Genomic DNA, 16,970 nt, shown 5'->3' on the forward strand with positions numbered 1-16,970 from the left:
CGCCGCGCAGCCCTCGACGGAAGGTCCGGTGACCCTCCAGCTCGATGGCGCCGGACTGCTGAACCTGGCGCAGATGACGGAGCGGGAAGGAAAGGCAGAGCGGGCCGAAACGCTTTACCGGGCGCTGCTCGCCGACCCCCACGTCGAGCTCCGCTCGGAAGCGGGTTACCAGCTTGCACGACTGCTCGCGGCGCGCGGGCGCAACACGGAGGCGGCGGGTCTGCTGAGGAGGGTGCTGGACGAGCAACCCCAGGCCGTTCCCGTGCGCCTTGCCATGGCGCAGCTGCTCGTAGCCCTCGGCGACGAGACCGCCGCTCGCCGGGAGCTTCGCGCCGCGCAGGCCGGCCGCCCACCAGCGCAGGTCGCACGCCTCATCGACAGCTATGCCGCGGCGCTTCGGGATCGCCGGCCGTTCGGCGGCGAGATCAGGCTGTCGCTTGCGCCCGACAGCAACATCAACCGCGCCACTGCAAGCGATCGCCTCAATACGGTGATCGGCGAATTCGACATCGCCGAAGAGGGGCGCGCGCGATCCGGAGTGGGCGCGGCCATGGAAGTCTCGGCATTCGCGCGCCAGCCGCTGTCGGCCGGACTTTCCCTGATCGTACAGGCCGGAGGCAAGGCCACACGCTACAGGAAGGCGGAGTTCAACCGCCTCACCCTGCAAGCCCGCGCGGGGGCACAGCTGGCCAGAGGCGCAAGCCGCCTGTCGGTCGCGATCGCGCACCAGCGGCAGCGGATCGGAGGCGAGCTCGCACTGACTTCGCTCGGCATCGAGGCCGACGGCAGCCATCCGCTGTCCGGCACCGCCCAGCTCCGCTTCAGCGCCGGAGCGGCCAAGGTCGGCGGCCGACTCAATCGGCTGGAGCATGGCCATTCCTTTGCGCTTGGCGGCGCTATCGACATGGCCCTTTCCCCGGCGGCCGGCATAAGCCTCTCCGGCTCCGCGAACCGGCGCACGGCGCGCGACGCGGCTTATGCAACGCGCTCGTTCGAGCTTGGCGCCGCGGCCTGGCGGGATTTCGGCCGCCTCACCGTCGGCGGATCGGCAACGGTAGGCCGGCTCCGCGCCGACGACCGGCTGTTCCTGTTGCCCGAGAGGCGCAAGGACCGCAGCGCGACTGCCAGCCTCACCATCCTGTCGCGGCATCTGGCTTTCCAGGGGCTTGCCCCCAGCCTTCGCTTCACGATCGAGCGTAACCGGAGCAACATCGCCTTCTACGATACGCATCGCCGGGCGCTGGAACTTGCCTTCAGCCGGGCTTTCTAGCGGGCCGGCTCCCGCTTCAGGTAAAGACCCGGTCTCTCTCTTTCACGCGGTGAATACGGGAACGCCTGCACCGCGTCCCTTCATCTTCCACAGCACCCCACCGCGACCGCCCACGTTTACGCGAGCCGCTCCGGGACGGACAGCGCTTCCTCGACCAGCGTCGCCGGCTTTGCGACCGCTTCCCAGGGGAAGACGAACCACCTCTTGTCGGTCGCCCTGTCGATGTCGCTGCCGCTATAGTCGGCGACCGCGCGGGAGCGGAGGTTGTTGATGAGGACGGCGACGCGGACATGCTCCTCGACGCCGCCCTGCGCGACGATGCCGCTGCGCAGATGGGCGATGGTGGAGCCGCTGTCGTTGATGTCGTCGACGATCAGGATCCGGCTGCCGGCACTGCTCTTCAGCGCGAGCTTGCCGAGCAGCTCGTCGGCGAAATCCGGCTCACCCGAGGAGTGGTCGACCGACAGCAAAGGGATGTCCATCCGGTGCGACAGGTAGGCCGCAGGGACGAGCCCGCCCCTGCCGACGCCCACCAGCACGTCGGGCCGCCAGCTGTCGGCCTCCAGCTTCGATGCAAGCGCTTCGACGCCGGCGAGGAAATCCTCGTGCGGGATGTAGTAGAGGTCGGGCTCAGGAGCGGACGACATGCGGCTTCCTTCAGCTCGAAGCCGGCGCGGCGGCGGCGCTTAGATAGGCGTCGATACGTTCGAGATGGTCCTGCACTTCGGCGGGCGACAGGAACGACCCGAGGAAGCTGTTGCGGGCGAGTGTTGCGAGCGCCTCTCGCCCAAGTCCCCGCGCCTCAGCGGCCGCCCGGTAATTGTCGTTCACGTACCCGCCGAAATAAGCAGGGTCGTCCGAGTTGACGGTCACGCGCAGCCCCTCCGCGAGCATGCGGTCGATCGGATGCTCATCCATGCTCGGCACCACGCAGAGCTTCAGGTTCGAGAGCGGGCAGACGGTGAGCGTCATCTGCTCCTCCGCGAGCCGCCTCACGAGGGACGGATCCTCCAGCGAGCGATTGCCATGATCCAGTCGGTCGACGGCGAGGACGTCAAGGGCCTCGTAGACATATTCCGGCGGCCCTTCCTCCCCCGCATGCGCGACGCGCTTCAGGCCGCGCTCGGCCGCGGCAGCGAACACGCGGGCGAACTTTGCAGGCGGATGGCCGAGTTCGGAGCTGTCGAGCCCCACCCCTTCGATCCGGTCCAGCCACGGCTCCGCGGCTTCGAGGGTCGCGAACGCATCCTCCTCGTCCAGGTGGCGGAGGAAGCAGAGGATGAGCTTCGAGGTGAGCCCATGCCGCGCCTTTGCTTCGGCCATGCCGGCAAGGAGGCCGTTCATGACGACGGCCATTGGCACGCCCCGGGCGGTATGGGTCTGCGGGTCGAAGAAGATCTCGGCGTGAACGACAGTGTCCGCGGCCGCCTTCTCGAAATAGGCGGCGGCGAGGTCGCGGAAATCCTCCTCGGTGAGGAGCACGTTCGCGCCCTGATAGTAGATGTCGAGGAAGTCCTGCAGGTTGGAGAAGCTGTAGGCGGCGCGGACCTCCTCCACGCTCCGGAACGGGATTTCCACGCCGTTGCGGCGCGCGAGCTCGAACATCAGCTCCGGCTCCAGGCTGCCCTCGATATGGATGTGGAGCTCGGCTTTGGGCAGGCCGGCAATGAACGCCTCGAGATCAGCCATGGCCTTGGCTTAGCCGCCCTTCCGCGCGCGTGGCAATGATCTGCTCCGCCAGCTCGAGGTCGGCAGGCTTGTCGACGTCGATCGCCGCTTCGGGGAAGGGCAGCCTAACCGCCTTGACCGTAAGCCCCAGTTTCGCGCTCGCCTTTGCCACCGCACTGTCGAGCGAGATCGTGCGGGTAAGGCCGCGGAGGAAGATGCCGGGGCCGAAGAAGGTCAGCAGCTTCAGCGCCTTCTTCCGGTCCCGCTCGACCCGCGACCAGAAGCTGACGGCACGCCCCGAAGCCGGCGTCGCCAGCGCGAACAGGTTCGCGCCCGTATAATGGCCGTCGCTGAACTTGATCCAGGTCCGCTTCGTCTCCGGATGGACCTGCTCGACCACGCTGCGCTCGACGAGTGCAAAGGCGGCGTCGCTGCCATTGCTGCCGGCGATCACCGCCTCCACCATCTCCGGCCGAAGCAACGGGTGATCGGCGGTGGTGACCAGCACGGGGTAGGGCGCGGCGTCGGATCCCGCGATTGCGCCTATACTGGCCGAAATGCCCTCCCCGCCGGCGGCTGCGGAAACGTGCGGGTCATCCGCAAGCCAGGCGGCGTCGCCCGTGAACAGCGCCCGGGGCTCCTGCGCCAGGACGACGATGCGCACAACGGAGGGGCAGGCGAGCAAGGTCCGCGCCACGCGCGAGAGCATGGCCTCGCCCGCCACCGGGATCAGCGCCTTGGCCTTCAGCCCATAAGCGGCTGCGAAGTCGTTTTCCCCGGGCCGTTGCCCTGCCAGCAGTATCGCGGTCCAGTCGCTCATCCGCCGCTTCAATCAGCTTCGCCATAAAGGTGCCATGAAAAACGTGATGAAGGCGCCTGATTTATCGGGCGCGAAGCGGGGGCGGCGCCTTTCACTGCGGAAAGGGAAGCGGGCGCGGCACCATGACGATCGGAAAAGCCATCATTCTCAGCGCCGGCAAGGGCTCCCGCCTTCTGCCGCTCACCGCCGACCGGCCGAAATGCCTCATCGAATTCTCGGGCAAGAGCCTGCTCGAATGGCAGCTGGACGCGCTTCAGGGCTCCGGCATCGAAGAGGTCGTGATCGTCACCGGCTTCCGCGACGATCTCGTCGATGCAGTGGCGGAGCGGCGGCAGGGCGTCAGGACCTTTTTCAACCCCTTCTACCATGTCGCCGACAATCTGGGATCGGTATGGATGGTCCGCTCCGAATTCGACCGCGACACCTTGCTCCTCAACGGCGACACGCTGATCTCGACCCCGCTGCTGGAGAAGGTGCTCGCCGGCGCGCAGGCGCCGATCACCGTCACAGTCGACGAGAAGGAGGATTACGACGCGGACGACATGAAGGTGCTGCGCGACGGCACGCGCCTCATGCGCATCGGCAAGGCGCTCGAGCCGGGCCAGTATAATGCGGAATCGATCGGCCTTCTCGCCTTCAAGGCGGACGGGCCCCGCATCTTCGCCGAGCAGGTGGACCGGATGCTTCGCCTGCCCGACGGCACCCGGCGCTGGTATCTGCGCGCCATCGACGCGCTCGCCGCCGAAACGCACGTGCACACGGTCTCGATCAAGGGCGAGGATTGGCAGGAGGTCGATTTCCCGGAGGATCTCGACAAGGCGCGCGCGCTTACCGCCCGCTGGGCCACTGGCTCCTGAGCCACTCCGCAAGCGCCTCGGTCTGCGCGGAATCGAGCTCCACCGCATCGCCGAGCACCGGCATCTTGGGCCAGCCGGTGTCATCGATGCTCAGGCCCGCCGCCTGCCGCTCGCCTGAATAGCGGGGAATGACGTGGAAGTGGACGTTCGGGTCCACCATCATCAGCATCAGATAGTTGATCTTCTCGTAGCGCACGGCCGACGCGAGCACATCCTCGATGTCCCGGATCGCAGTGCCGAGCTCCTGATAGGCCGCAGGGACGAGATCAGAAAAGGCGGTGGCATCGCTCCTGGCTGCAAGCACCAGGCTGCCCAGCGTCGGCTGCGCCGGCCGGAGCAGCACCACCCAATGCTCATACTCGGCAACGAGCGTGTCGGGATAGCCGAAGCGGGTGATGGTCTCGTTCATCTCATCCTCCTCAGGACAGCCACGACACGATCGGCTTGCCGCTCGCGCTCCGCATGAGGGCCTGCACCAGCTGGACCGCATGGACGAGGAGCGAAATCACCGTCCAAGCCGCCACCGCCACCAGCCCCCAGTCCGGCCGCCCGACGATCAGGAACCCGAACAGGATCACCATGTTAGGATTCCGCCGCGCGGTGATCAGCCGGAACCAGCTGTCGAAGGGCCGCCAGACGTGGATGTGCATCCCGTATTTGCGCATGAAGATGCCTTCGATCAGCCGCTGCACGACGTAGCCGCCGATCAGCACCGCCATGACCTGCCAGAAGACCTCGTCGCTCAGCGGCCGCCCATAGGCGCCTAACCCCACGCCCCAGGCGTACCACCAGAAGGGCGGGTGGACGAGATCGATGCCATGATCGAAGACGTTGCCCCATTTGCTCGACGTGATGGTGCAGCGGGCGAGCTTTCCGTCGACCGTGTCCAGCACCATGAAGCCGAGGCCGACCGCAAGCCCGGTCCAATACCAGCCGTAATAGAAGAGGAATGTCGCAGCGACGCAGAGCAGCGCCCCGACCGCCGTCACCTGGTTGGGCGTAATCCCGGCACGGGCCGACCAGCGCGTCAGCACTAGCGCCCATTCCGGCCACAGATATTTGGTTAGGATGTCGGTCACGCCCTTATAGGCGCCGAAATAGCTCGTCCGCTCGAGGCTTCGCACCGTCTCCGGCACCAGCCGGTCCATGAACGGCCGCTCGCGCTTGCGGAGTTCGCTGTTGGTGAGGCCCTCGCTCTCCTCCCAGGCGGTGACGGAAAGGCCCGTGCCGGCAAGGGGCTGCCCCCGCTCCATCGCTTCGGCCACCGCGGCGCGGTCCTCGCCGCGCGTACAATGGGCAAGCACCGGCACCCCGCCGAGCGTGATCACCCGGTCCGGCTCTTCCGCAACGAAGCGCAACCAGCCGGGATCGAATACGTAGCCGAGGTTCGCGAGCAGCTCGGCGTCCTTCGCTCCGAATTCGAGCTTCTGCGCACGCGCGATCCGCCGCAGCCGCTCTTCCGAGCTCATGCCCCAGAGCAAGGTGTCGTTGGCGCCAACCGGCCGTACTGATGTCATTCGAACAACTCTTGCTGGATCGGTTCGGAAAGCGCCCCCCCGAGCACCGCCTGCTGCGCCCAGGCGAGATCGTCGGCGAGGTAACGGTCTGCCTCGTAGTGCGGGACGTGGCTCCGGATCTCCCGCACCACCGCATCCAGTCTGGGCGCAGTGGCAAGCGGGGCATGGAAGTCGATACCCTGCGCCGCCGCAAGCAGCTCGATGCCGATCACGCCCGCCGCATTGCCGGCGATCCGCCGCGCCTTCGCCGCCCCGTGGGTGGCCATCGACACATGGTCTTCCTGGTTTGCCGAAGTCGGGATCGAATCGACACTCGCGGGGAAGGCGAGAGTCTTGTTCTCCGAAACGAGCGCCGCCGCCGTCACCTGAGCGATCATGAAGCCCGAATTGACGCCGCTGTCCTTGACGAGGAAGGGCGGAAGCCCGCTCATCTTCGGGTCGACGAGCACTGCCGTCCGCCGCTCCGAGATCGATCCCACCTCGCACAGCGCCATCGCCAGCATGTCGGCCGCGAACGCCACCGGCTGCGCGTGGAAATTGCCCCCCGAGACGGCTTCGTCGGCATCCGGGAAGACGATCGGATTGTCCGTCACCGCATTCGCCTCGATCTCCAGCGTGCGCGAGGCGCCCCGAATGACATCGAGGCACGCGCCCATCACCTGCGGCTGGCAGCGGAAGCTGTAGGGATCCTGCACCTTCCCGCAATCGGCATGCGAGGCGTTGATCGGGCTCCCCTCCAGCAGCCGCTTCAGCATCGCCGCCACCGCGATCTGCCCCGGCTGCCCCCGCACCTCGTGCAGGCGCGGGTCGAAGGCGGCGACGCTGCCCTTCAGCGCATCCACCGACAGCGCCCCGCTCACCAGCGCGGAGGCGAACACCCGCTCGCCGGTGAACAGCGCATCGAGCGCAACGGCCGTCGAGATCTGGGTTCCGTTGAGCAGCGCGATGCCTTCCTTCGGCCCAAGCGCCAGCGGCTCCAGCCCCAGCGCCTGGAGCGCCTCTCCGGCCGGCATGGTCCTGCCCTTGAGCGAGATCCGCCCCTCGCCCAGCAAAGCAGCGCTGAGGTGCCCGAGCGGCGCAAGATCGCCCGAAGCGCCGACGGAGCCCTGGGCGGGTACGCAAGGGATTGCGTCGGCTTCAAGAAGCTCCAGCAGCCGGTCCACCACCAGCCGTGTTACGCCGGAATGGCCGCGGGCGAGGCCGATCACCTTCATCGCCATCGCCAGCCGCATCACCGGCCGGCTTAGGTCCTCCCCAAGCCCGCAACTGTGCGACATCACAAGGTTGGTCTGCAGCTCCGCCAGCCGCTCCGCCGGGATCCGCGTCTGCGCCAGGAGGCCGAAGCCAGTGTTGACGCCGTAGACGGTGCGTCCCGACGCAACGATGCGGGCGATGCTCTCCGCAGCCGCATCGATCGCTGCATAAGCCTCCGGCGCGAGCGCCACGGGTGCCCCGCCCCAGATTGCCCGCAAGTCGGCGAGCGAGACGGAGCCTGGATTGAGGGCGATGGTCATAACCCCTCCCCCTTGCGGGGAGGGGCAGGGGTGGGGGTGCGCTCGCGCGGCGAGCGCGCGCGCCTCTGGCGCGCCCCCCCCATCCGACGCTCCGCGCCACCTTCCCCCGCATGGGGGGAAGGGAAGTGCAATCCCTCGATCATCTCCCCACCATCGGCAGATTGAGCCCCTGCTCGCGCGCGCAGGCGATCGCGTCTTCGTAGCCGGCGTCGGCGTGGCGCATCACACCCGTGCCCGGGTCGTTCCACAGCACCCGCTCGAGCCGCCGCGCCGCCGCTTCGGTGCCGTCGGCGACGATCACCATCCCGGCATGCTGAGAATAGCCCATGCCCACGCCGCCGCCGTGATGCAGCGACACCCAGGTCGCGCCGCTCGCCGTGTTGAGTAGCGCGTTAAGCAGCGGCCAGTCGGACACTGCGTCCGAACCGTCCTTCATCGCCTCCGTCTCGCGATTGGGACTTGCGACGGAGCCGCTGTCGAGATGGTCCCGTCCGATCACCACCGGCGCCTTCAGCTCCCCGCGCGCCACCATCTCGTTGAACGCCAGCCCCAGCCGGTGCCGCTGCCCCAGCCCGACCCAGCAGATCCGCGCCGGAAGCCCCTGAAAGGCGATCCGTTCCCGCGCCATGTCGAGCCAGCGGTGGAGGTGGGGGTCGTCCGGGATCAGCTCCTTCACCTTTTCATCGGTGCGGTAGATGTCCTCAGGATCCCCCGACAGCGCCGCCCAGCGGAACGGCCCGATGCCGCGGCAGAAGAGCGGCCGCACATAGGCCGGAACGAAGCCGGGGAAGTCGAACGCATGCTCGACGCCCTCGTCCCGCGCCACTTGGCGTATGTTGTTGCCATAATCGAAGGTCGGAACGCCCATCGCGCGATAGGCGAGCATCGCGTCGACATGCACCGCCATGGATGCCCTCGCAGCCGCCTCCACCGCCTTCGGGTCGCGCTGGCGCTTCTCGATCCACTGATCGACGCTCCAGCCGATCGGCAGATAGCCGTTCACCGGATCGTGGGCCGATGTCTGGTCGGTCAGCGCATCGGGCCGGATGCCGCGCTTCACCATCTCCGGAAGGATTTCGGCCGCGTTCCCGAGCAGGCCGACCGACGTCGGTTCGCTCGCGGTGCGGATGATCTCCAGCGCTTCGTCGATGCTGGCGGCGCGCCGGTCGAGGTAGCGTGTCTCGAGCCGCTTCTCGATCCGGCTCTCCTGGCATTCGATCGCGATGCAATGCGCTCCCGCCATCACGGCGGCAAGCGGCTGAGCACCGCCCATCCCGCCGAGCCCCGCGGTCAGGATCCAGCGCCCGCTAAAATCGCCGCCATAATGCTGGCGGCCCATCTCCACGAACGTCTCGTAGGTGCCTTGAACGATGCCCTGGGTGCCGATGTAGATCCAGCTTCCGGCCGTCATCTGGCCGTACATCATCAGCCCCTTGCGATCCAATTCGTTGAAATGGTCCCAGTCCGCCCATTTCGGCACGAGGTTCGAATTGGCGATCAGCACCCGCGGCGCATCCGAATGCGTGCGGAAGACGCCGACCGGCTTGCCCGATTGGACGAGCAGGGTCTCGTCGTCGCCAAGCCGCTTCAGCGTGTCGACGATCGCATCGAAGCTCTCCCAATCCCGCGCTGCGCGCCCGATGCCGCCATAGACGACCAGCTCCTCCGGCGCCTCCGCGACGCGCGGATCGAGATTGTTCATCAGCATCCGCATCGCCGCTTCGGTGGACCAGCTTTTGCATGTGAGCTCCGGCCCGGTGGGGGCCTGGATGTGCCGGCTGTTGTCGCGTCTGGAGTGCATGCACGCCTCCTATCGTACGAGGCTTAGCTGTCCACCCCCGCAACGATCCGCCGCTCCGGGCCCGGATGGCCGATCCAGTAGCTGAGCTCGGCCGGGCTCCCCACGCGCCAGACGAGGAGGTCGGCGGCCTTGCCGAGGCTGATCGTCCCCGTTTCCTCCTGCAGCCCAAGCGCACGCGCGGCTTCGCGGGTCATCCCCGCAAGCGCCTCCTCGGGCGTGAGGCCGAACAAGGTGCAGGCCATGTTGAGCATCAGCGTCGGCGACAGCACCGGCGAAGTTCCGGGGTTGCAGTCCGTCGCCACCGCCATCGGCACCTTGTGCCTGCGGAGCAGGTCCACGGGCGGCTTCTTCGTCTCCGAAAGCGCATAGAATGCGCCCGGAAGAAGCACCGCCACCATCCCCGCCCGCGCCATCGCGGCGATCCCCGCCTCGTCGGCATGTTCAAGATGATCGGCCGAGAGCGCCCCGAACTCCGCGGCCATCGCCGCACCGCTGAGATTGCTGAGCTGCTCGGCGTGGAGCTTCACCCGGAGCCCAAGCTTCGAGGCAGCGACGAACAGCTCCCGCACTTCCTCGACGGTGAAGCCGATCCCCTCGGCGAATGCATCCACCGCGCTTGCCAGCCCCGCACGCGCGACTGCGGGAAGCGTCTCCTCCACCGCCTGCCGAACGAACTCGCTTCGCTCAACGCCCGGCGGCAGCGCGTGCAGCGCGAGCAGGGTCGGCACCACCCGCACGGGTTCGCTCTCGCCGAGCGAGCGGGCGACGTTCAGCATCCGCATCTCGCTTGCGGTATCCAGGCCATAGCCCGACTTGATCTCGATCGTCGTGACGCCTCCGCGCATCAGCGCCTGCAGCCGCTCCCGCGCCGAAGCTATCAGCTCGCCCGCCGATGCCTGCCGCGTCGCCGCCACGGTCGAGGCGATCCCGCCGCCGGCGCGGGCGATCTCCTCATAGCTTGCACCCTGGAGCCGCATATCGAACTCGGCCGTGCGATTGCCGCCGAACACCAGGTGGGTGTGGCAATCGACCAGCCCCGGCGTCACCCAGGCGCCGCCCAGCGGCTCGATCGAAGCCGCCTTGTACCCCGCCAGTTCAGCGCGCCGGCCGACGCGGACGATCCGCCCGTCCTGGGTGGCGACGGCGCCGTTCAGGATTGCGCCGAACGGCGCTTCCACGGCCGGGTCCATGGTGGCGACGTGGCAGTCGATGAGCAGGCGGTCCCACATGCTCGCCTTCTGGCACGGAGCCGGTGTAAGGGCCAAGCCATGAACGACGGCAAAAAGCGCAGCGCCTGGCCCAATATCGCCGATCTGATCGTCAGCGACGGGCCCGCCGACGTCGCGCTGATCGGCGCGCCCATGGAAGCGGGCTCGGTGACTCCCGGCCGCTGCGATCTTGCCCCGCAGACGATCCGAAACACCCTCCGCCGCTTCAGCACCTACGATGTGGAGACGGGCGAGGAGCTCGATCTCCGGCTGCTCGATGCGGGCGACATCCCGGTGCAGGGCATTATGCCCGCCGACGGGTTCGAGCCGATCCGCGACCGCGTCGCCGCCTGTGCGGCGGATCACCGGCTGACGATCCTGCTCGGCGGCAACAACGCCGTCACCCGCCCCGCCGCGCATGCGCTCGGCTATCCGATCGACGAAGTCGGCCTCATCACCCTCGATGCGCATTTCGACCTGCGTGACACCGATCAGGGCCTGCTCAACGGCAACCCCATCCGCGCCCTGCTCGAAGACGGGCTGCCCGGCCGCAACATCTGCCAGATTGGCATCTCGCCTTTCGCCAACACGGCCAGGATGCACGCCACCGCGCTGGATGCGGGCATCGGCGTCTTCACCATCTCGGAAGTGAAGCGCCTCGGCATCGCCTCCGTCCTTCAGGCGGCAATGACGCGACTGGCGCATAGCCCGGCACTCATGGTCGATTTCGACATCGACGTGATCGACCGCTCCCAATGCCCCGGTGCCCCTGGAGCCCGCCCCGGCGGAATGCCGGTCGACATGTTCTTCGAGGCCGCTCGGATCCTCGGCGCCGAGCGTAAGGTGAAGCTGGTCGACCTCACCGAGTTCGATCCCAGCCTTGATGTCGGAGAGATCACCGCACTCACGGCCGGCCGGTGGGTTTGCGAAGTGCTGGCGGGCTTCTCCGCCCGCTAACTCCCCTCCCTTCCAGGGAGGGGCCGGGGGTGGGTGAGCTTCGAAGAGGTTCGATGCCTCTTCGATGCTTCCAAGGCGTCTTCCCCGGCATCGAACCGGCTCAGCCGCAACCCACCCCTTAGTCCCCTCCCTTCTCAGGGAGGGGAAGGGCTCAAGCCTTGTCGTCCGCCACCGGCGGCATCACCGTCACCACCGGCGGCTCGGCGGCCTTCGGCACCGCGCCCGCGACGAGGTTCTCGAGCGTCGCTCCGTCGAAGCCGAGCTCCTTCATCAGCCCGTCGACGATCGGCGCCTGCGCGCGGTAGCGCAGGGCTGCGGAGACGGCGCTGCTGGCGAGGTTGCCTTCGTTCGCGGCCGTACCGCCGATGCCTCCGATCCCGGCAGCGCCGGTGCCGGTAAGGCCGTCCACCTGCACGATCTTGATCGAATCGATCGCCTCCATCGGCTTGGCGGCTTCCCGCACCACCTCCGGAAGCACCTTCAGCAGGGCAAGCTTGGTCTGAAGCGAGATCTGGTCGGACGAGAGGAGGTTCGCCGCCTCGTTCACCGCCCGCTGGCCCGCCGCCTCGACCTCGAAGCGCACCCGCGACGCTTCGGCGCGAAGCTTCTCGGCCTCGGCCTCGCCCTCCGCGGAAAGCCGCGCCGCCTCGGCCCGGTCGGCCGCGGCCTGCTTGTCGGCTTCGGCCTGCACCTTGATACCGATCGCCGCCCGCTCGGCCTCGCGGCTGGCGTCGATCAGCTCGATCCGCTTCACGCGCTCGGCCACCTCGGTCTCGCGCGCCGTGCCGACGCGCTCCTCGGCCGCAACCGCTTCGGCGCGGGCGCGGTCCGCCTCGGCCTTGGCCTGGCTTTCCTCGCGGCTCTTGTTCTGGACCGCGATCTGCTGCTCCTGGCGGGCGATCTCGATCGCCTGCGCCTGCGCGATCTTGGCCTGCTCGATCAGCCGGTTGGCCTCGATCTGGGCGCTGTCGACCTGCTGCTTGGCCTCGATCCGCGCCTGCTCGGCTTCCCGCTCGCGGAGCGACTGCTCTTGAGCGACCTCGGCATGCTGGGCGGCGCGCCGAACCTCGACCTCACGCTCCTGCTCGAGCCGCGCGAACTCGGTGTCGCGCGAGATCTCAAGGCTCTTCCGCGCCGCCTCGAGGTTCTTCGCCTCGATCTGCACCCGCGTCTCCTGCTCGATGTCGTTGCGCGCCTTGCGGCGAAGCTCGATCTGCTCGGTCAGCTTGGTGAGGCCCTCCGCGTCGAACGCATTGTTCGCGTTGAAATGGTCGATCGAGGTCTGGTCGAGCCCCGTCAGCGACACCGATTCAAGTTCAAGACCGTTCATCGCCAGGTCGGCGGACGAGACCTGCTGCACCTTCTGGACGAACTCCGAACGCTGCTCGTGCAGCTGGTTCATCGTCATGCCCGCTGCGACCGAGCGGAGCGCGTCGACGAACTTGCCTTCGATCAGCTCCTTCAGATGCTCCGGCTGCATGGTGCGAAGGCCGAGCGTCTGCGCCGCGATCGCGATGCTTTCCCGGTCGGGCCGAACACGCACGTAGAATTCCGCCTTCACGTCGATGCGCAGGCGATCGAGCGTGATGAGGGCGTCGTTATTCTTGCGCTCCACCGCGAGCCGGACGGTATTGAGGTTCACCGGCATCGTCTCGTGGAGCACCGGAAGCACCAGGGCGCCGCCGTTGATCACCACCTTCTCGCCGCCGAAGCCGGTGCGGACGAAGCCGATCTCCTTGGTTGCGCGGCGGTAGAGCCTGGTGATGATCAGGCCCAGGGTCAGCAACGTCGCAAGGACGATGCCGGCATAGATGGCAAGGTTGATGAGTGGCACTTCGTCTCTCCTTTAGCGTGTGAGTGCCGGCCGTTCGTCGAGGCGCGACGTGAGAGCGTCGCCTTCGAACAGGCCGATGAAGATGTTCGCCTCGCGGCGGACGAGCAGGACCGTCTCGCCTTCGGACACGCTGTGCGCGTCGTCGTGCGGCTCGATCATGACGTAATGCGATTGGCCGTGGATATCGCGCACCCGAGCCTGGGCGGGGCAGCCGCGGCGGGCGGTGCCGACGGTCACGGTGGCGCGCTTCCCAAGCAGCGTGTCGAGGCTCACCGCCGTGGTCTCGTCATGCGGAAGGATTCGGCCGAGGGCACGGGCGCTCACGCCCAGCAAGGGCAGCGCGGCGACGAAGGCGATCGCCGACGCATTCCACGGCGCCAGCGGCACGCCCGCAAGCGCGGTCACCACCTGCTGGAGCACAAGGCCGATCATGCCGAAGAGGGCGAGCAGGACGACGAGCAGGATCAGGAACGGTACCTTGCCGAAGCCGAGCCATGCGAGCAGATCGCCGCCGCCATGGGCGTCCACGTCCGCGTCGAGATCGAAATGCGCCGCCGCCGCGCCGAGCCCGAACGCTTCCAGCGCCCCGATCATCAGCATGACGAGAAGCGCTACCGAAAACGGCAGGTTCTCAGGCGCCAATATGAAGTCGAACATCCCCATTCCCCTTGCCCCGAGTCGTAACCGGCAAATCCGAAATTATCCAGCAAAACCCGACGTTTGCTGCTGCTGCACCTCCGATTTCGGGGTGCAGCGGGAGCAGCAGGCCGGGTCCGCTCCCGCCGCGTCTTCCTCGGCACTTGCTTCTCGGCGCTTCAGTGGCCAGCTAGGCGTGGATGATCCCGGAAACCGATCCTCAGCTCGCCTCAGCCTTCCGCCAGTCGATGCGCCGCGTCGCTTCGACCGTGAACGTCATCACCATCTGCGTGAACGGGGAGCCGATGGGGATCACCGCCACCGCCATGTCGTCAATCTCCATGGACCCGCCGAGCCTTCTCGTCTGCATCAACCGGGCGGCGGCGATGCATGCGTCGATGGAAGATGTGTCGCACTTCAGCGTCAACGTGCTCCACACCGATCAGGCGGAGCTTGCCGGGATGTTCGCCGACAGCAGCAAGCGGGCGCTTCGCTTCACCGCCGGCTGGCATCTCGATTGCGCGCGCCCGCCGCGGCTCGCCGACGCGCAGGCGTCATTGCTCTGCCGGCGGATCGATCATCACAAGTTCGGGACCCACAGCATCTTCATCGGCGTGGTCGAGGACGCGGTGGTTCGGGAAGACGTCGATCCGCTGCTTTACCTCAACGGCCAGTACGGCAAGGCGCACTTCAGCCCTTGATGAAGCGCTCCAGCGCGTCGTGGGCGATGTCGTCGGTCATCTGCTGCGGCGGGTGCTTGCAGAAATAGGCCGACGCCGGGTGGATCGGGCCGCCGAGGCCGCGGTCCTTCGCGATTTTTGCGCAGCGGATCATGTCGATCGCGACTCCGGCGCTGTTGGGCGAATCCTCGACCGACAGGCGGAGCTCGAGGTTCATCGGAACGCCGCCGAACAATTGCCCTTCCATGCGCAGGAAGCAGACCTTGTTGTCGTTCTGCCAGGGCACGTAATCGGACGGGCCGATATGGATGTTCTCGTCCTCCATCCGGTGCTCGGCGACCGACTGAACGGCCTCGGTCTTGGAGATCTTCTTCGACGCCAGCCGCTTCTTGTTCGACATGTTGAGGAAGTCGGTGTTGCCGCCGGTGTTCAATTGGTACGTCCGGTCCAGCTTCACGCCGCGCTTCGCGAACAGGTCGGTGAGCACGCGGTGGACGATGGTCGCACCCAGCTGCGCCTTGATGTCGTCGCCGATCAGCGGAACGCCCGCTTCCTCGAACCGCCGCGCCCAGCTCTCGTTGCTGGCGATGAAGACCGGGATGTTGTTCACGAACGCGACGCCCGCCTCGAGCGCGCATTCGGCATAGAATTCGGTCGCTTCCTGACTGCCGACGGGCAAGTAGTTCAGCAGGACGTCCGTCTCCGTCTCGCGAAGCACGCGGACCACGTCCGCCTTGTCGGGCTGCGGCAGGTCGGCGAGCAGGAAGGTGCGCTCGTCGCGCGCTTCCGCCATATGCTCGGAATAGCCGTCGAGCACCCGGCCCATCCGGACCTCGGCGCCGCTCGGCTGCACATGGTCGCAGAAGACGGCCGTGCAGTTCGGCTTCTCGAAGATCGCCTCGGCGACGTCGGTTCCGACCTTGCGGCGGTCGATGTCCCAGGCCGCGACGATCTTGATATCCTTGGGCCGGTATCCGCCAAGGTCCCAGTGCATCAGGCCGATCTGATCGTTGGCCCCGCCATTCTGGTAGTAGGACAGGCCCTGGACGAGCGAGCTCGCGCAATTGCCGACGCCGATGATGGCGACCCTGATCGCCTTGGGATCGTGGAGGCTCATCAGGCCACCGCCGCCTGCAATTGCCGCGGCGCGTAGCGGTCGATCATGCGTGCGCAGAAATCGGCGAAGTACATGGGATCCTTGGGCGGGCTGGTATGGTGGGGCTGTATGCCCTCGCAGTCCGGCGTGAAGCAGAACGTAACCATAGTGTCAAATTCCGCCAGCGCATCCATCTGCTTATCAAACCAATTTTCCCACCCCGGCCGGTAGCTGTCCCACCAGGAAAGGCCGGTGCGCAGGTGCTTGACGCCGAGCCGCCGGAGCCACTGCACGGCATCGTCCAGCCGGTGATCCTCGTAATGGAACCACTGCATGATGCCCATTTCCGGCGTGTGCCGCGCGAAATGGTCGAGCGCGAGCTTGGGCGTCCCGTCTTCCTTGATCAGCCCCATGTAGAAGTGGCGGTAATAGCTCGATCCCTCCGCCTGCTTGTGGCGCGTGGTCGCTTCCCAGCTCTTGGGAAGATCGAACAGGCTGTACCAATAGACGCGCGGCACCCGGCCGAGCAGCAGTTCGGCGGTACGGTCGACGCCGAATACCTGCACCTCCTCGGCACCGAAGCTTCCGACGCCCACTTCGGTCGCCCAGATCTCATGCTCCGGAACCACCGCCTCGATCTCGGCGATCCGGTCCGGCCATTCGTTGATCGGCCACAAATTCCAGTCGAGCGGGAAGCCGTGGACGGCGACCACGTCGATCTCGTCGAGGACGCCGTTCCCTTTGAGGCGGTTGATGAAGTGCGGGTCGATCGGCGAAATGCCGCCGAGCACGCGCTTCACGCCCGGATTGACGCTCTGGATCGCCTTGCCGGCTTCGATCACCGTCTTCGAGAAGATCGACCAATCGGGATCGAGCTCCGGGTCCCAGTGGGACTTGTTGTTGGGCTCGTTCCAGATCATCGCCGCTTCGAGCAATTATTCTCTCCCTGTTGCCGGTCCGGACGCCGGGTAGACCGCGCCTTTATTCCCCCAGTCAGCATAGGGCATTTCCGCCCGCCGACAAATGTACACCTCGTCCGCGGCCCTCGTTTCGATCGTGAAGCCGGACGCGCGCAGCATCGCTTCGGCGCAGGCGCGGTTCGGGATCCACCA

Annotated in this window: 16 protein-coding genes; 4 read left to right on the plus strand and 12 right to left on the minus strand. The window is 67.1% G+C overall.

Features of this window, described 5'->3' with window-relative positions:
- Positions 1-1,270 (plus strand): surface lipoprotein assembly modifier (locus VF662_RS06330; RefSeq protein ID WP_464138967.1); only part of this gene is annotated, 1,270 nt, incomplete at its 5' end.
- 116 nt (positions 1,271-1,386) lie between these two features.
- On the opposite strand, the gene VF662_RS06335 is transcribed toward VF662_RS06330, so the two are convergent.
- The 3 genes from VF662_RS06335 to VF662_RS06345 are packed head-to-tail and all read right to left on the minus strand — an operon-like array spanning position 1,387 to position 3,758.
- Positions 1,387-1,917, minus strand: a complete 531-nt coding sequence (locus tag VF662_RS06335; protein WP_464138968.1) for a phosphoribosyltransferase — start codon at positions 1,915-1,917, stop codon at positions 1,387-1,389.
- A gap of 10 nt (positions 1,918-1,927) precedes the next feature.
- Positions 1,928-2,959, minus strand: coding sequence for an adenosine deaminase (locus VF662_RS06340; RefSeq protein WP_464138969.1), 1,032 nt, complete (start codon positions 2,957-2,959; stop codon positions 1,928-1,930).
- Positions 2,952-3,758: a nucleotidyltransferase family protein gene (locus VF662_RS06345; RefSeq protein WP_464138970.1), complete on the minus strand. Its 807-nt coding sequence runs from the start codon at positions 3,756-3,758 to the stop codon at positions 2,952-2,954. Before VF662_RS06345 ends, VF662_RS06340 begins: the two co-directional genes overlap by 8 nt.
- 122 nt (positions 3,759-3,880) lie before the next feature.
- Between VF662_RS06345 and VF662_RS06350 the strand changes: the two genes are divergently transcribed.
- Complete coding sequence (locus VF662_RS06350) at positions 3,881-4,615, plus strand: phosphocholine cytidylyltransferase family protein (protein WP_464138971.1); 735 nt, start codon at positions 3,881-3,883, stop codon at positions 4,613-4,615.
- On the opposite strand, the gene VF662_RS06355 is transcribed toward VF662_RS06350, so the two are convergent.
- The 5 genes from VF662_RS06355 to hutI form a co-directional block, all read right to left on the minus strand.
- On the minus strand, positions 4,587-5,024 hold the full coding sequence (locus VF662_RS06355; protein ID WP_464138972.1) for an HIT family protein: 438 nt from the start codon (positions 5,022-5,024) through the stop codon (positions 4,587-4,589). The genes VF662_RS06350 and VF662_RS06355 overlap by 29 nt on opposite strands.
- A 10-nt stretch (positions 5,025-5,034) precedes the next feature.
- Entirely contained in the window at positions 5,035-6,132 is a 1,098-nt protein-coding gene (locus VF662_RS06360) for a CDP-alcohol phosphatidyltransferase family protein (RefSeq protein ID WP_464138973.1), read from the minus strand.
- Positions 6,129-7,646 carry a histidine ammonia-lyase gene (gene hutH, locus VF662_RS06365; protein ID WP_464138974.1) on the minus strand — a complete coding sequence of 506 codons (1,518 nt, stop codon included), beginning with the start codon at positions 7,644-7,646 and terminating at the stop codon, positions 6,129-6,131. Before hutH ends, VF662_RS06360 begins: the two co-directional genes overlap by 4 nt.
- 139 nt (positions 7,647-7,785) lie before the next feature.
- A complete protein-coding gene (hutU, locus tag VF662_RS06370) occupies positions 7,786-9,447 on the minus strand; it encodes a urocanate hydratase (RefSeq protein ID WP_464138975.1) in 1,662 nt (553 codons plus the stop codon).
- Positions 9,448-9,470: 23 nt separating this feature from the next.
- Complete coding sequence (gene hutI / locus VF662_RS06375; RefSeq protein ID WP_464138976.1) at positions 9,471-10,676, minus strand: imidazolonepropionase; 1,206 nt, start codon at positions 10,674-10,676, stop codon at positions 9,471-9,473.
- Between the two features lie 39 nt (positions 10,677-10,715).
- Between hutI and VF662_RS06380 the strand changes: the two genes are divergently transcribed.
- Positions 10,716-11,612 (plus strand): arginase family protein, encoded by an 897-nt coding sequence (locus VF662_RS06380; RefSeq protein WP_464138977.1) that lies wholly within the window; start codon positions 10,716-10,718, stop codon positions 11,610-11,612.
- A 151-nt stretch (positions 11,613-11,763) separates the two neighbouring features.
- Here VF662_RS06380 and VF662_RS06385 read toward each other — a convergent pair whose 3' ends face one another.
- Positions 11,764-13,437, minus strand: a complete 1,674-nt coding sequence (locus VF662_RS06385) for a flotillin family protein (RefSeq protein ID WP_464138982.1) — start codon at positions 13,435-13,437, stop codon at positions 11,764-11,766.
- A 21-nt stretch (positions 13,438-13,458) separates the two neighbouring features.
- The gene (locus VF662_RS06390) at positions 13,459-14,103 is read right to left on the minus strand and encodes a YqiJ family protein (RefSeq protein ID WP_464138978.1); all 645 of its coding nucleotides are present in this window, start codon (positions 14,101-14,103) and stop codon (positions 13,459-13,461) included.
- Positions 14,104-14,282: 179 nt separating this feature from the next.
- On the opposite strand from VF662_RS06390, the gene VF662_RS06395 reads away from it, so the two are divergent.
- Positions 14,283-14,783, plus strand: coding sequence for a flavin reductase family protein (locus VF662_RS06395; protein ID WP_464138979.1), 501 nt, complete (start codon positions 14,283-14,285; stop codon positions 14,781-14,783).
- Here the strand turns inward: VF662_RS06395 and VF662_RS06400 are convergent.
- Together VF662_RS06400 and VF662_RS06405 are read right to left on the minus strand one after the other, a co-directional pair.
- Positions 14,773-15,879: an inositol-3-phosphate synthase gene (locus tag VF662_RS06400; protein ID WP_464138980.1), complete on the minus strand. Its 1,107-nt coding sequence runs from the start codon at positions 15,877-15,879 to the stop codon at positions 14,773-14,775. The genes VF662_RS06395 and VF662_RS06400 overlap by 11 nt on opposite strands.
- Entirely contained in the window at positions 15,879-16,793 is a 915-nt protein-coding gene (locus tag VF662_RS06405) for a beta-xylosidase (protein ID WP_464138981.1), read from the minus strand. Before VF662_RS06405 ends, VF662_RS06400 begins: the two co-directional genes overlap by 1 nt.
- Between the last annotated feature and the right edge of the window lie 177 nt (positions 16,794-16,970).

The sequence above is a fragment of the Allosphingosinicella sp. genome (assembly GCF_036387215.1).
Classification (GTDB): domain Bacteria; phylum Pseudomonadota; class Alphaproteobacteria; order Sphingomonadales; family Sphingomonadaceae; genus Allosphingosinicella.